The organism is uncultured Chloroflexus sp. (assembly GCF_937129525.1).
Classification (GTDB): domain Bacteria; phylum Chloroflexota; class Chloroflexia; order Chloroflexales; family Chloroflexaceae; genus Chloroflexus.
The window spans coordinates 63,641-78,664 of record NZ_CAKZNK010000095.1 but is presented as its reverse complement, the minus strand read 5'-3'; the positions used below and the strand labels follow the sequence as shown (position 1 = coordinate 78,664).

Below are 15,024 nucleotides of genomic sequence, written 5' to 3'. Positions count from 1 at the left end.
GCGCGCAGCTAACATGGTACCACAAGAGCGAAACCCCGGCGCAAAAGCCTGAGGCCTGCATCGATGGTATCCATCGATACAGGCCTCCGCAATGCAGGGGCGCAACGGGTGGAGCCAATGGCCGGACTCGAACCGGCGACCGGCTGTTTACGAAACAGCTGCTCTACCGACTGAGCTACATTGGCCTATAGCCTGCGAAAATTGTAGTCGAAGAGCAACGGTTTGTCAAGCGCAACCAGGCGCGCGCGCCTGAAGATTGCTATCAAAAGATTGTCGGTTCACGCGACCATTGCGCGGTAAAACTGCTCTGTATCTACGCTGGCGAAACGGCCAATCGTCGTTTACAACCGGCCCACTACGTGCCCAATGGTCAAATCCTCTACCGTCACGTAGGGCGGTAAGGCGACAATTGCGGCAATAGTAGCGGCAACATCATCCGGTTGCAGCATATTCGTTCGCGACCACTCACCGGGAATAGCGTCCCAAATGGCGGTATCGGTTGCGGCGGGCAAAATCGAGCACACCCGGATTCCACGCGGGCGCAGCTCTTCGCGGATAGCGGCGGCAAAACCAAGCGCGCCGTGCTTGGCAGCGACATACGCCGACCAACCGGGGAAGGCCTGGCGCGCGGCAACCGAAGCGATGTTAATCAACAGTCCACCGCGATCCATCCGGGCTGTTGCCGCCTGCGCGACCAGAAAGAGGCTGGTCAATTGGATGCGCAGATGCTCTTCCCAATCGGCGAGACTGATCGTGGCGAGCGGCGCAACCAGCGCGCCGCCAACACTATGCACCACGACATCAAGGTGACCGCCACCGGCAGCTAACGCTACCGTCTCGGCAACCTGTGCCGGATCGGTCACGTCACAAGGCGCAACGACACATTCAGCGCCCGCTGCAATGACCTGAGTGGCGACCGCTTCCAGCGCCGTTCGATTGCGCGCTGCCAGGGTCAAACGGGTGTTTGGTTGGGCGAGTGCCAGCGCCGTAGCGGCGCCGATCCCGCGTGATGCGCCGGTAATCAGAATTGATCGCATATGGCGGTTGTCTTCTGACGCAAAAGAGAGCGCGAAGGAGTATAAGCGTTGTGGGTCAACAATGGCTTGCGACTGAACTCCTTTGCGTCGCTATCATTATTCTTTCCGATTGCGGTCGATATGGGCCATAAACTCGGCGCGCGTCTTTGGATCTTCGCGAAATGCGCCGCGCATCGCCGAAGTGACCATGCGCGCGTTTGCCTTCTTCACGCCGCGCATCACGCCACACATATGCACCCCTTCGGCAACCACCGCTACGCCGGCTGGCTCAAGCGTCTCGTTGATAAAATCGGCGATTTGCACCGTCATGCGCTCTTGCACCTGTAAACGACGGGCAAACATTTCAACGATGCGAGGGATTTTGCTCAACCCCACCACTTTGCCGTTTGGAATGTAGGCCACGTGTACCTGACCGAAGAACGGTAGCATGTGATGTTCGCACAGGCTGTAATAGTCAATGTTGGTCACCAGTACCATCTCATCGTAGGCAACGCTAAAGATGGCCCCGTTAATCAATGCCTGCGGATCGATATGATACCCTGCTGTCAATTCGGCGTACATCTTGGCCACCCGCGAAGGCGTTTTCTGCAAGCCCTCGCGATCGGGCACCTCTCCAATCGCGTGAAGGATCATGCGCACTGCCTCTTCGATCTGGGGGTTAGAGGCAAATGATAGACCTTCAATTTTGCCGCGGCCTGGAATAATCAAACTTTCGTAATGCTCCTCATCAATATCGGCTGAGATAGGATGATGTGAACCATTGCCGTTGTGTGACATAACAAAAATTCTCCATCAGGTAATAGACAAGCGCGCCGATCGCGCTTGCGAGCGGAAACGAGATCGGTCAGATCAGGCAGGTACTGACAGTGGGCCAGCATAGCTGAAGATGTTCTTGCGCGTCTCCCACAAGCGTAGTAGAGCAAGACGGCCATTGAGTTTGGGAGCAAGTTCATTCCAGAGGTAGACAATGATATTCTCGGCAGTAGATGGCCGATCGGCAAACGCAGCGATCTCGCGATCAAGGTGACGCAGGTGCAACGGATCGATGACCGAATGCACTGTCTGATCGAGCCACGCAAGATCGACCAGCATACCGGTAGCGGGATCGATCTCGCCCTGTACCGTCACTTCTAACGTGTAGTTGTGACCATGGCCATTGGGATTATTGCACTTGCCGTAGATCGCGAGATTTTCCTCGTCGCTGAGCGCCGGCGCGTGGAGGCGATGGGCTGAAGCAAAGGTGTACAGGCGTGTAAACTGCGTTTCACCAACACCATCGTAATCGGCCCACAGATCGGGCTGTTCGTAAAGTCGCAGGTGAGCCAGCCGGGCATGCGCCGGAAGGCGGGCAGCGATCAAACGCCAGAGGACGCGCACAAAGTTTTCAGTCGTGGGAACCTGATCGCGAAAATATGGCGTATCGAAATTGAGATGCTTGTGATCGAACTCATCGAGCACCTCATTGACGATTGCCTTCAATTCGGTCATATTCATGACCATCCCGGTGCGCTCATCAAGGTTGCCGGTGATGCTCACGTCAAGCGTGTAGTTGTGGCCGTGACCATAAGGACTGGTATATGGCCCGAAGACCCGCTCGTTTTCGGCGGCGCTCCAGTCATCACGCCAGTAGCGATGAGCGGCTGAAAATTCAAAGCGGCGGGTAGCAATAACCATACGAGCAAGACCTTCCCATTATTGATCATCGCGACATCAATCTTCGCGATTGAAAATCTCTTCCCTATAAAACGGTACCACGGCTCCGAAAAAAGTCAAGCCCTTCTGTTGATAGTATGCACATCGTTTGCACTGTTTCCGGTAGCGGATGGCGATGGCGCTGCCAGAGCAAGGCGCAATATGCTATAATGCGCCACACCCAGATCGTGGGCGGCGCAACTGCGCTGCTGTTTGAGGTTGTCTCTTCAAGGAGCGACGATGAAGCTCACATGCATGCAGGACGATTTAAAGCGTGGCTTAGCCGCAGTTAGCCACGCTGTCGCCAGCAAAAGTTCTACACTGCCAGTGCTGGCTAATGTGTTGCTGGCTACAGATGAAGGTCGATTGAAACTGACTGCCACTAACCTTGAGGTGGGGATTAATCGTTGGATTGGGGCGCAAATCAGTCAAGAAGGCGCAGTGGCGGTGCCGGCCAAGTTGCTGACCGACGTTGTGGGTGGCCTGCCAAATGATAAGGTGACGTTGAGTCTTGATGTGAAGACGCAAACGCTGCGGGTTGAGTGCGGTCGCTTTGTGAGTAATATCAAGGGAATCGATGCCGAAGAGTTTCCTTCACTCCCAACGGTGAGCGCGCGCGCGCCGCTGGTGCAACTGTCGGCAGAATTGTGGCGCGAAGCGATTGAGCAGGTGGCGTTTGCCGCAGCTTCTGATGAGTCACGCCCTGTTTTGACCGGAGTGCTGGTGCGAACCCGCGATCAGCAGCTCACCCTGGTCGCAGCCGATGGTTTTCGCCTGGCGATGCGCACAGTGCATCTGGCTGAGCCGGTTGCTCATGCTGTAGATTGTCTGATCCCGGCTCGTACCCTCGCCGAACTGGCCCGTATTATCGGTGATACCGAGGCTGAGGTGGCAATGGTCTATATGCCCGGTGGCAGTCATGTGCTTTTCCATACTGAAAATATTGAGGTTGTGTCGCGTTTAATTGAAGGAAGATTCCCTGATTTCGAGCGGATCATTCCGCAGCAGTATTTGACGCGCACTGTGCTCGATAGCAATGAATTGGCAAAGGCAGTCAAGCTGGCGTCGTTCTTTGCCAGCGCCAGTCAGAATGTTGTTAAGTTGAAGATTGAGCCGGCAGGCGAGCTGGGTCCCGGTCGAGTCATTCTGAGCGCCAATTCTGCCGAATTGGGTGATAATACCAGTGAACTCGATGGAAGTGTCACCGGTGATGGCGGGGTGATTGCGCTTAATGTGAAATTTTTGGCCGATGCCATTGCGGCTGTGCATTCAAACCAGATCGCGTTTGAGATGCAGAGCGCGCAAAGTCCGGCAGTGTTTAAGCCGGTCGGGAGCGATGGCTACATTCATATCGTGATGCCGATGAGTATGCGGTAAGCCTGAGGCATAGCGCGCAGGTTGTTGCCGATGTGGGTGATGCATGGTATCTGGCGGGTAATCCGGGATCGCAGTTGCTGTTTGCCATGATGTTGTTCGAGTAGGGCAGGAGTTGCATGTGAGCGTGACGACACTGATCATTGTGCATACTGTATCGCTCTTCCGGGATGGGCTGCGTCTGGCCCTGGCCGCAGCGCCTCATTTCCAGGTAATTGGCGAAGCCAGTAATGGACAGCAGGCGATTCAGCTCGTTGATCAGGTCGATCCTGATATGGTGTTGATGGATATCAATCTCCCCGGTATTCATGGGCTGGAAGTGGCGCGAGTAATCAAGCGGAGTCACCCTCACATTGCTATCATCCTGTTCGGGCCGGTCAACGATGGCTCAGCCGTGGTCAAAGCAATTCGGGCTGGAGTTTCAGCTTTTGTGCCGGCGAATGTTGATCTGGCCGATCTGCTCGAGACGCTGCAACAGGTGCGGCGCGGCGAGTATCCAATTAATGATATTGTCTTGTCGTCGCCAGAGGTGGCAGCTACGGTGCTCGAGGCGTTTCGGCAAATGGTCGGCGATGAAGAGGCGCAGGCGGTCTTTTCGCCTCTCTCGTCGCGCGAACTCGAAGTGCTCGAACTGGTGGCAGCCGGTCGCACAAATCGCGAGATTGCCTCTCAGCTTGACATCAGTAACCAGACGGTCAAAAATCACATTTCATCGATTCTGCGTAAAATGGCAGTGAATGATCGCACGCAGGCAGTCGTGTATGCAATGCGGCGCGGCTGGATCAAGGTCGCGCTGCCGAATGAACAGTAATCCCGCTTTGGCTTCCGGTCAGCGTTGCATCCGAGATGTGTCGGGTGCAACACGAGGAGACGTTTGTGAGGCGTTTCCGTTTTGCCCTCTCGCGCCTGTTGATTGTGCTTCTAGGTGCGCTGCTGGTTGGATGTGATCTCATCCCGGTTGGCGAGGAGGAGCCGATCTCGAATATTGAGACGATTATTGCCGGTACTCCGTCGGCAACTCCAACCGCTACAGCGACGCCAACTGCAACTGCTACTTCTACGGCGACGCCAACTATCGGCCCATCACCGACGCCGACGGTGACCGCGACACCCACCGCGACACCGTTACCGCCGACACCAACGCCTAATCCGGCGCTGGTCGGGTTTAGCTATTGTTCGCAGATAGCTGGTTTGCCGGTTAGTCGTTTTTCGGCGGGGTTGCAAGAGGTGCGCGCCAGCGGTAATCCGGCGTTTGAACAGCTCGATCTGGTGTTTGATCTCTCGCCTGGCTCGCCTCCGATCAGCGCCGCAGTGAGCTGTTTGAATCTGGCTGATGCCCGGATCGTTTCAACATCGGCAACGCTGAATGCGCCATATGCGCTACAGATCGATCTGGCCGGCTGGATCCGGGATGATCGGTTTGCGGAATCGGCGATAGCGCAAACCATCACGTTTACCACCACTCGCGCGATCTCTCAGGCTTGGGTGATAATTGATCCACAAGCAGATAGCGGCGCAACGATCCTGCTCCCGTTGGCCGAACCGGTTCCGTTTCGGGTCACGTTGAGCCAGAACCGGTTGTCGGTAGCGGTGGCGCGCTCGGCAACGTTTGGAGTGGCCAGCGATACGCTGCGTGTGCCGGCTGCCGCGCCACCGGCTCAGATCGAGCCGATCTATTTCCTGTTTGATGGCGATGTCTGGCGGCTGGATCAACAGATCAGCGCTGCCGGTATGGGGATGAATCCCCGTTTGGCCGGCGCCGTCAATCTGACCAGTTCAGCCGAGACAGAGACCTATCTGGCAGTCAGTCCACTCGGTGATTATCTGGTCTTCTGTCGCGCCGAACCTGGCCTCGATCCTGCCGATGCGGCGCTAGCGGTGCCCTCTACCCTCTGGCTGTTACCCCTGGCCGGTGGCGAGGCGCGTCCACTGGCTCAGGCTGGCGTTAGTTGCGCCGAGCCGGTTTTCAGCCCAGATGGGCAGTCGGTGGCGTTTGCTGTTGATGAGACGGGCGCGATACCTACTCAGTGGGCAGTGTATACGGTAGCTATCAATGACGGCGAACCGGTGAGAGTTGAGTCTGCGCTCGATGAGTGGAGCAGATTTGCGCCTCAATGGTTGAGTGGAGGGCGTTTGATCTACCGGGTAGAGGCTCCTGATGGTCGCAGCTCACTCTTTTTGCGTCTCCCCACTGGCGAGGTGATCGATGTCGGCGCCGATTTGCTAACCGATGCGCGGTTAGTTACCCGCTACCGCGGTTTCGGCGCGCTGATTGCCAGCCCTTCCGGTGAGTATGTTGCTGTCGAGGCATTGCGGGCCGATGATCCCGGCGCTGACCTGCTCATTCTCAATAGTGCCGGTCAGCTTGTCGAACGGATCGGTGAGCAACGGGTAATCTTGCCGCCGCCTACCCCAACTGCGACCCGCGCGCCGACTGCAACGTCCACTGCTACCCCAACTGCGACGCCAACCGGTACTGTGACTCCGGCGCCGCCAACCGAAACGCCAACTGCTACTGCGATCCCTACCGCTACGCCAGAGTCGCTGCCGCCTCAACCGTTACGTGAAGGGCCATTCTGGAGTCGTCCGCTCGGTTGGGATGGCGAAGGGCGTTTACTCTACCTCACGACTCTCTGCGCGAGTGATCTGGTGCAAGATTACCAGCTCTATCGCTGGCGCGGGTTGCAGCGTAGCGAGCTGCTGGCAACCGGCCAGAGTTTAGGCGGGATCGGTCCGGTTACCGCGCGGAACCAGCAACTCTTCTATGCGGCTGTGGCTGGCGCCGAACCAGGGCCACGCGGCCCGCAAACCATGAGCCAGCGTTACCCAACTACGCTTTGGATTTGGGATCTTGCCGGTGGTGGACGAGCAGCCTTGCTCGAATTGGCTCGTGGCGTTCGCGCGTTACGTTGATAATGGTGAACAGAGGATGGACGGCAATGACCGTTCCATCCTTCACGACTGAAGACACCAGCCTATCGCTCTAACTGCCACCAGATGACCAGCAAGTCGCGTCCGAAGAGTGTCAGGCGAGCCAGAAAGTAGACCAGGCGGTATAGCAGGTGGCGTCGTACCTCGTCGTAGTCGATTAAGACCAGGCGCGGCGGTTGCTCGGCGGTAAGCATCAGATTTTGCGAATGGAGGATAGTGCGCTGCGCCAGAAAACTCCAGATCCGTTCCGGTAGATACCGTAGCTGTTTGCGTCGTTGGCGCTCGGCAGCGTTGGCGCTAATTCGTCCGTACAGATCGGGCAGATGCCCGGTGCGCAGCAGGCAACCGATGGCGCGCCCGATGATATGGCGCAGGTCGTGTCCGATCTGGCGGCGAGTAGCAGAGCTGATGGTGCTCCAGTCGATTTCCGCCAGGACACGCGCATTGGCAAGATAGGGCTGAATCGCCAGCGCATGCACAAAACCTTCGCTATCGCGACTGAGCACGAAATAGGTTGGAATGGTATGACGAGTGCCGAGGCAGGCGGCAAACCGTTGCGCTGCGTGTTGCATCTGGCGCGCAGCGGCCAGCATCTTTGCAGCATCTCGACTCCCCGCTTCACCTTTGAGTTTGACAACAAAGCGGTGATCATCGCTGCGATAAACCTCGGTTTCGTTACCGCCGGCCACGCGCTCCATCATATGATCGATATCAATCGGCGCAAAAACATCATTATGGTGTTGTTCCATCGCGCTTCTGCTCTGTCTCTAACGGCTTATACCGCTGCTGCTTACTGATTAGAGACGATAACGATCGGCAAAACGTTGCACTTGTTTACCAGGTTATTGCATGTTCCCCAAGTCCTTGCGTAGTGAATCTGGCGACACTGACAGAGCCTTTATCGAAATGCTTTCTGGAGAATGCCTGCACATTGTGCGGAATGCGACACAGTGACGCCTTCAGCTTTATGCCGCCAATGTAGTGTCAATGATACCTGCGGTACAAGGGCTGTAGTCAACCCGGTTCAGTATTCTGAAATCTGGCGCTCGTAAATGATCTGCCGCGCATCATAGCGACGGCTGTGCGACAGACCATCACCGTTTGCGCGGCGCACAGCTACGACACGCCAACTGTAGCGACCTGATGTCGCTGCGCTGGCGTGTCGATCGCCGGATCAACGATATACCATAGGGACAATCACTTGATAAGGCGCAGGGACGCCTTCGTTAAGTTGCACGCGCGCGATTGTCACCGGCTGACGGGGATCATTACTGACAATCCGCAGGCGGGCTTGCTGCGTGCTGGAAAGGGGTCCGATCCATCGCGCCGTGAGTGGTATATCGGCGCTTACCCCGGCGGCAAGTGTTCCCCCGGCGCTACCCGGTATGCTCAACCACACCTGTGGATTTGCCTGTGGGCGTAGCTCAAGGGTGAGGCCATCGTTCAGAGCAAGGGGAAAGTTGTTGGCATAAGTGCAACCAATGGTCTGATGCGAGCTGTTGAATTGCAACCCGACAGCCCATTGGTCAGCATCGAGCAAGTCAGCAACATTGCGATAATGGAAGCGAATAATACCGTTTGGTTGCAACAATGCCTGTACGCTCAAGTGACGGCTGGCGCCGAAATGAGGCACGTTGTTCCAGGTGATGAGCGCGCCGGCGCTAACGCGGGCAAAACTGATTTCGCCACCGGCGCTACTATCGAAATCGACATGTAGCGGCACGATTGCCGGCGCAGACGTTTCGGTGAGTGGCAGGCAAGACGGATTGAACAGGTTGTTAAATTGAGGAAATGGCGCGAAAGTAATGATGCCATTGGCCCCAATGTAGATGGTTCGATAATAGTCGTTAGCGAAAGGAAAATCAAAGCCGAGATCGATACCCGCGCTACTCCAGTCATCATACAGGTTAAGCACCTGTCGATCGATAGGCGGATCAATCCAGCCTCCGGTTGGCCCACCCACTTCATCGCTTCGCCAGACGCCGTAGGGTTCGTTGTCGATAGTTACCGTGTAGCTGAGTGGCAGGTTGCCATCATTGCGCAGGGGCAGGGTTATGGTGGTGGTCTGATTGAAATCGACAGTAGCAGTGATGAGATCTTGCAACAGCGTCATGCGCGGGCGAAGCGGGTTGAGCGTAAAGTTCAGGGTAGTCGTGCTGCCGGTGGGCGGCGTCACACTCTGTGTCTGACTGGCAAAACCGTTAGCGGCAGCCGTCAGAGTCTGATTGCTATTGCCGGGAACTACGAGCTGATAGCCGCCATTAGCATCTGTCACCAATGTTAAACCGTGTGCTGTGGTCACTGTGCCGCGCAATGGCTGGCCGGTATCACTGTCGATAAGCGTGCCATTGAGCGTAGCGTGGCTGGCGCGCGCCGGCACCGTCATCGTGATCGGCACGACCCGGGGTGGATCGGAGAGGTTGTTGCCATAAATCAACAACCGCCCCTGGTAGATACCCGGCCCGGCAACTTTGCGCGCGTCGAGCGTGATCGAGATGGTCTGGCTCTCACTGCTGGACAGATTGGCCGACGGTGTGGCTGGCAAGATGAGCCAGGGCACCTGGACGCGCGCTGCCGCCACTGCAGCGAAAATGTCGAGTCGACCGTATCCGTAAATGTTGTTGGGAACCGTATCAGGGCGGCAGGCAGCGTAGCCTGAACTCATAAACCGCGAATCATTTGTAATTGGCACCGCATTGCCAGTCAGTAGCGCGTAAGTGGTGTCATAATCACCAATCAATTGCGGATTGGCCGACCAGAGTAACGCTACCGCGCCGGCAATATGGGGCGCGGCCATTGAGGTTCCAGATAGAGCTTGATAACTGTTCGTAGACACTGTCGAGAAGATACTCTGCCCTGGCGCAACCAGATCGGGCTTGATCCGACCATCGCTGGTAGGGCCGATGGCACTGAAATAGGTAAGCTGATCGCTCTGATTGGTAGCGCCGGCGGCAACTACGTCGGTATAATCACCCGGCGAGCGAATAGTGCTACAGGTTGTATTGCCGGAATTGCCGGCAGCAAACACGGTGAAGATACCGGCTGCTTTCCACGCCGCTGTGTAGCCGCTGTAGGTCTGTTCGCCGCCAACCCCGAATGCCCAGGAGTTATTGAGGATGTGAGGGCGTAAATTCGGACGCGGATTCTCGCCGTTGAGATCGGTGGGAGCCAGCATCCACTGCGCGGCTGTTATCAGGCTACTTAACGAGCAGTTGCTTGCGTCGCATGCGCGAGCGGCAATCCATTTTGCGCCCGGCGCTACACCCATTGCCGGCTGGTCTGGCGGGTTTGCAACCATCGTTCCCATCACATGAGTGCCGTGAATGCCGGCGTCGTTTGGGGCTGAGGTATTGTTGAGCGGATCAAACCAGTTATAGTTGTGGTCAAAACTGCTGCCAAGATTGCCGCGATAGGCATTGATCAAGGCTGGATGGGTGTAATTGACTCCACTATCAATGTTGGCTACTGTAATACCGGCACCGTTAACGCCAAATTCCTCCCAGACTCGATCGGCGCCGATGCGGACGATGTTCCAGCAGATATTGTTGGTGGCACTACACGAAACCGTTGTGGTTGTCACCGGCGGCGTCATCTGCACTTCCAGATCGGCGGTAAGCATTGCGACATCGGCGTGAGCGGCGAGCGTGTTAGCCAGCGTAGCATCACCTTCGACCAGCAAAGCGTTGGCGATCCACAATATCTGATAGGGTATTCCGGCGGCGTCGAGCATAGCGCGGACGGCGCGCTGGCTGCGCTCAGCATGTTCGGTCAACGCGCGATAGACATACTCGCCGCGTGCCGTCCAGTCCCGAATCTCCAATGCAGGCCCTAAATCGGGTCGGTCGGCAAAAAATACGAGGAAGCGAGCGCGGCCATTGGCAAGCTCAGTTTGCAGATCAGGGTCGATCCGTTCAGTCTGTTGTGGCAGGGGTATGGGTAGTGATGGTGGCGCGGCTCTCGCTGCCAGCGTAGTAGCCGGTGGCAGACCAGCGTAAAACAGCAGGTTTACATCGCTGTCACCGGTGTTCGTGATTGTGAGATCAAGGGTAACGGTGCTACCGAGTTCGACAGTTGCAGTCAGGCTGGTGGGCGAAACGTTGATCGTGACTGGGTCAGCGCGTACCGGCGCAACTGGCGTAAGCGCAAGTATGCTGGCAAAGTTGACAATGATCAGCAGTAGCGAGCGCAGATGTTGTTTCATAATTTCTCGGATGCGATGTGCGACACTGTCTAGGATTTTGCCACTACCAGAACATCATATCACGCTCGCGCCGTGGGTAACATTTCAGTTCCTTCACCTGTCTCACATCGGGCTAAAGTGGCCGGATCGACTCGGCAAGCAGATCGATTGCCAGCGTTGATATTGCCGGATTGTCTGGCAGATAACGCACCGGCGCTGTCGATGCTTGCCATCTGGCTACCAGCGCCGGATCGATCAAGTCTGCCTGCCGAAGACTCATCTGTCTGCCATCAGGTCTGGTAACGGTAAGTTCCCAGGCGATCACGCCTGGCTCGCCATCAAAAGCGCTCTCGATCCAGCAATCAATGATTGTAGCGTGGGCGATAGTAGTCGCAGTCTGAAGGCGGCGGTGAAAGGTATATCGCTGCCAGCCGACAATCAGGCACCGTCCTCCGATCACGAGCGCAATCATCGGAATAGCGAGACTGGCCGGGATGTGTTTGAGCAGTGGTTGCAGCCAGATCAGCTCGATAATAACGCTCAGGACGAGACCGAGACCGGTGGCAATGAGACCGTAGCCGCGATCTCGACGACTCAATGCCTGTTTGGCCAGCCGGAACTGTTCCTGACGTGAAATGGTGGAGTGATGAGGATGGGAGAGTATCATGATGGTGTAATGGGTGTGAAGATTGGTAACGATACATCGATTATAATCCATCGCTATTACTGTCCGGGCACAATTCCGGCATTGCGCTGGGTAGTAGTCTCAGATTTGCCCGCGCTATCGCTAGAATAATCCGACGATATTGCCCTCTTCATCGATATCGATCTGGTGAGCCGCCGGATGTGCGCCTAATCCTGGCATCGTCACGGTCGCGCCGGCGATGGGCAGAATAAACCCGGCGCCGGCGCTGATTCGCACTTCGCGGATTGGGAAGGTGAAACCTTTCGGCGCGCCATGCAGTTTCGGATCATGACTGAGGCTGAGATGAGTCTTGGCCATGCAGATCGGCAAATGGCCAAACCCGGCCTGCTCAAATGCATCCAGTTGCGCAGCAGCAGTTTCACTGAATTCAACTCCGGCAGCGCCATAAATGCGGCGAGCGATGACGGCAATCTTTTCGGCCAACGGCATAGTAAGCGGGTAGAGAAAGGTTGGCTCGCGCGAACCTGGACGTTCAGCGATCTGCGCAACCAGACGAGCCAGTTCGATACCGCCTGCTCCTCCGGCAGCATAGACATTGCTCACCGCCATACCGGCTGCGCCGGCTGCGGCAGCAATATGAGCAACCGCTTCCACTTCAGCGGGAGTGTCTTCCGGGTAGGCGTTGAGCGCCACAATGACCGGAACACCGAATTGCAAAATATTCTCGATCTGCCGTCGTAAATTGGCGCTGCCGGCCAGTACGTCGTCCGGGTTTTCAGTCAAGATGGCGGGTGGCAATGGCTTGCCGGCAACAATGTCGTATTTGCCGCTATGCGCTTTGAGCGCGCGAATCGTCGCCACTACGACCGCTGCATCAGGCCATAGTCCACTGGCGCGACACTTGAGATGGAAGAACTTTTCAGCGCCAATGTCGGCGCCGAAACCGGCTTCGGTGACGACATATTCGGCGCAGCGTAGCGCAACCAGATCGGCCAGAATGGATGAATTGCCCTGGGCAATATTGGCAAACGGTCCGGCGTGGATTAACGCTGGCGTGTTTTCAATTGTTTGCATCAGATTTGGTTTGAGCGCCTCGCGCATCAGCACGGTTGCCGCGCCGGCACCTTTGACATCCTCCGCTGTGATCGGGGTGCCATCTCGACGGAAGGCGACCACCATCCGACCAATGCGTTCCCGCAGGTTGCGCAGCGCTGCTCTGGCTCCCACTCCATTGACCATCGCCAGAATCGCCATGAGTTCGCTGGCAACGCTGATGTCAAAACCGGTCTGGCGCGGGATGCCGTGCTGTTTCCCGCCAAGGCCAATCGTTATATGGCGCAGGAAACGATCATTTACATCAACCACCCGTCGAATTTCGATCCGGTCGGGATCGATGTCGAGCGGATTGCCGTGGTACCAGCTATTGTCGGTCAGCGCCGCCAACAGGTTGTGCGCTTGCGAAACTGCGTGAATGTCGCCGTTGAGATGCAGAATACTCTCGGCCAGTGGCACAATCTGGCTGTGACCACCGCCAGCGCCTCCGCCTTTAATGCCAAAGACCGGCCCAAGTGATGATTGGCGCAGGGTTACGACGGCGCGTTTGCCGAGCCGGTTGAGCGCCATTGCCAGCCCGATGGCTGTCGTGGTTTTTCCTTCACCGAGTGGAGTCGGGGTGATGGCACTGACCAGAATGTAGCGACCTCGTGGTCGATCGGCGTGATCGTCGAGAAAGGCGAGGTCGATTTTGCCGCGGTAGCGGCCATACGGTTCGAGATATGCCGCCGGGAGACCGAGTCGTTCGGCAATAACCTCAATCGGTTTGAGATGGGCTTCGGCACTGAAGCGTAAATTGGTTGTCATAACGTTATTCCTCGTCGTAACCGCAGAAACGGAGCGCAGTGAGAGCAAAGACACGGGTTGCGGTCAGGAGATCGGCAATTGCGACCGACTCGTTTGGCCGGTGAGCGTCGCGCACATCGCCCGGCCCGTACAAAACGGTGGGAATGCCGGCAACGTTCACCAGCAGTCGCATGTCGGCGCCATACGTCATGCCTTCAAAGCGGGCTGGCAGCTCGCGAACCGCCTGATCGCAGTCGGCGAGGGTCTGCACAATCGACGCATCGAGCGGGGTACTGGCCGGATCAAACCGACCACCCCACCATTCCAGCGTCGGCGGATGCGCGCGCAGCCACGGATCCTGTGCGGCAGCAGCGGCAATCGCTTGCTCGAGTTCGGCGCGCGCTGTAGCCGGGTCTTCGCCGATGCCGATACCGTAACGGCCTTCTGCCACGAGCTGCTCGGCTTCTGACGATGCCCATTCGCCGGCGCGAACAACACCGATGCAGATAGCGTTGGGAGTGCGGTAACGGGCGAACAGGCCGGCGGGATCGGTCGCCCGCAGGCGATCATTGCGAGCGCGTTCGAGAGCCAGAATCGCCTGATGAAGCGGGACAAACTTTTCGATTGCGCTCACACCTTCTTCACGGACACAACCATGCGCGGCTGCGCCGTAGACGGTCAGGCGAAAGTTGTGCGCGCCGGCTTGCGCTGGCGCGATTTTGAGTTCGGTCGGTTCGGCAACAATCGCGGCATCAGCCGTGTGACCACGCAGAATAGTGGCCAGTGTGCCCAGGCCACCATCTTCCTCGCCGATCACACTCTGGATCAGCAAACGTCCACGCAGTTGAATGCCTGCGGCGGCAATTGCGCGGGCAGCGAAAATGGCGCAACACAGACCACCTTTCATGTCGAGTGCGCCGCGCCCGTATACCCGCCCTTCGGCAATGGTTGCCTGCCAGGGATCGCTACGCCAGAAGCGGCGATCACCGGCAGGCACCACATCAACGTGCCCGTTCAGGATCAGGCTCCTCCCTCCGCGATCGGCGCCGAGTATTCCAACCACTCCCAGCGCCCGTTTGCGCGCTACTTCCCAGCTACAGGCCGGATGGGAATATACTTGTGGCAGATCGATCTCCCAGCAATCGACCGCGATGCCCGGTGTATCCAGCAGAGCAGCAACTGCCAGTTGGGCATCATTTTCGGCGTCAGTGCCGTCAAGGCTAGGGATGCTGACCAGCGTAGCCAGCGCCTCTAGCAGTCCAGCTTCGTCGATGGAAGCGAGCACCCGTTGCTCGGTTTGATTGAGATTACGCATAACAGTCTGC

11 protein-coding genes and 1 tRNA gene are annotated in these 15,024 nt (G+C 57.2%); 3 read left to right on the top strand and 9 right to left on the bottom strand.

Annotated features, from left to right (window positions below):
* Positions 1 to 109: 109 nt before the first annotated feature.
* The 4 genes from Q0650_RS12300 to Q0650_RS12285 form a co-directional block, all read right to left on the bottom strand.
* A tRNA-Thr gene (locus Q0650_RS12300) sits at positions 110 to 185 on the bottom strand.
* Positions 186 to 341: 156 nt separating this feature from the next.
* On the bottom strand, positions 342 to 1,037 hold the full coding sequence (locus tag Q0650_RS12295; protein WP_298819379.1) for an SDR family NAD(P)-dependent oxidoreductase: 696 nt from the start codon (positions 1,035 to 1,037) through the stop codon (positions 342 to 344).
* A 96-nt stretch (positions 1,038 to 1,133) separates the two neighbouring features.
* Positions 1,134 to 1,814 carry a GTP cyclohydrolase I FolE gene (gene folE / locus Q0650_RS12290; RefSeq protein WP_298819377.1) on the bottom strand — a complete coding sequence of 227 codons (681 nt, stop codon included), beginning with the start codon at positions 1,812 to 1,814 and terminating at the stop codon, positions 1,134 to 1,136.
* 72 nt (positions 1,815 to 1,886) lie between these two features.
* Entirely contained in the window at positions 1,887 to 2,711 is an 825-nt protein-coding gene (locus tag Q0650_RS12285) for a 6-carboxytetrahydropterin synthase (protein ID WP_298819375.1), read from the bottom strand.
* 258 nt (positions 2,712 to 2,969) lie between these two features.
* Between Q0650_RS12285 and dnaN the strand changes: the two genes are divergently transcribed.
* From dnaN to Q0650_RS12270, 3 genes are all read left to right on the top strand, one after another.
* Positions 2,970 to 4,106 carry a DNA polymerase III subunit beta gene (gene dnaN / locus Q0650_RS12280; protein ID WP_298819373.1) on the top strand — a complete coding sequence of 379 codons (1,137 nt, stop codon included), beginning with the start codon at positions 2,970 to 2,972 and terminating at the stop codon, positions 4,104 to 4,106.
* Between the two features lie 118 nt (positions 4,107 to 4,224).
* Positions 4,225 to 4,914, top strand: coding sequence for a response regulator transcription factor (locus tag Q0650_RS12275; protein ID WP_298819371.1), 690 nt, complete (start codon positions 4,225 to 4,227; stop codon positions 4,912 to 4,914).
* A 65-nt stretch (positions 4,915 to 4,979) separates the two neighbouring features.
* Entirely contained in the window at positions 4,980 to 7,016 is a 2,037-nt protein-coding gene (locus Q0650_RS12270; protein WP_298819369.1) for a hypothetical protein, read from the top strand.
* Between the two features lie 62 nt (positions 7,017 to 7,078).
* Here Q0650_RS12270 and Q0650_RS12265 read toward each other — a convergent pair whose 3' ends face one another.
* From Q0650_RS12265 to Q0650_RS12245, 5 genes are all read right to left on the bottom strand, one after another.
* Positions 7,079 to 7,783: a hypothetical protein gene (locus Q0650_RS12265; protein ID WP_298819367.1), complete on the bottom strand. Its 705-nt coding sequence runs from the start codon at positions 7,781 to 7,783 to the stop codon at positions 7,079 to 7,081.
* Between the two features lie 425 nt (positions 7,784 to 8,208).
* Positions 8,209 to 11,235 (bottom strand): S8 family serine peptidase, encoded by a 3,027-nt coding sequence (locus Q0650_RS12260; protein WP_298819365.1) that lies wholly within the window; start codon positions 11,233 to 11,235, stop codon positions 8,209 to 8,211.
* 112 nt (positions 11,236 to 11,347) lie between these two features.
* A complete protein-coding gene (locus Q0650_RS12255; protein ID WP_298819363.1) occupies positions 11,348 to 11,932 on the bottom strand; it encodes a hypothetical protein in 585 nt (194 codons plus the stop codon).
* 69 nt (positions 11,933 to 12,001) lie between these two features.
* Positions 12,002 to 13,720 carry a formate--tetrahydrofolate ligase gene (locus Q0650_RS12250; RefSeq protein ID WP_298819361.1) on the bottom strand — a complete coding sequence of 573 codons (1,719 nt, stop codon included), beginning with the start codon at positions 13,718 to 13,720 and terminating at the stop codon, positions 12,002 to 12,004.
* 4 nt (positions 13,721 to 13,724) lie between these two features.
* Complete coding sequence (locus Q0650_RS12245) at positions 13,725 to 15,014, bottom strand: ArgE/DapE family deacylase (protein ID WP_298819359.1); 1,290 nt, start codon at positions 15,012 to 15,014, stop codon at positions 13,725 to 13,727.
* Between the last annotated feature and the right edge of the window lie 10 nt (positions 15,015 to 15,024).

Bases quoted from the DNA above. Each gene is read 5' to 3' on its own strand.
- Q0650_RS12295 (WP_298819379.1), bottom strand. From the start codon at position 1,037: ATGCGATCAATTCTGATTACCGGCGCATCACGCGGGATCGGCGCCGCT.
- folE (WP_298819377.1), bottom strand. From the start codon at position 1,814: ATGTCACACAACGGCAATGGTTCACATCATCCTATCTCAGCCGATATT.
- Q0650_RS12285 (WP_298819375.1), bottom strand. From the start codon at position 2,711: ATGGTTATTGCTACCCGCCGCTTTGAATTTTCAGCCGCTCATCGCTAC.
- dnaN (WP_298819373.1), top strand. From the start codon at position 2,970: ATGAAGCTCACATGCATGCAGGACGATTTAAAGCGTGGCTTAGCCGCA.
- Q0650_RS12265 (WP_298819367.1), bottom strand. From the start codon at position 7,783: ATGGAACAACACCATAATGATGTTTTTGCGCCGATTGATATCGATCAT.
- Q0650_RS12260 (WP_298819365.1), bottom strand. From the start codon at position 11,235: ATGAAACAACATCTGCGCTCGCTACTGCTGATCATTGTCAACTTTGCC.
- Q0650_RS12255 (WP_298819363.1), bottom strand. From the start codon at position 11,932: ATGGATTATAATCGATGTATCGTTACCAATCTTCACACCCATTACACC.
- Q0650_RS12250 (WP_298819361.1), bottom strand. From the start codon at position 13,720: ATGACAACCAATTTACGCTTCAGTGCCGAAGCCCATCTCAAACCGATT.
- Q0650_RS12245 (WP_298819359.1), bottom strand. From the start codon at position 15,014: ATGCGTAATCTCAATCAAACCGAGCAACGGGTGCTCGCTTCCATCGAC.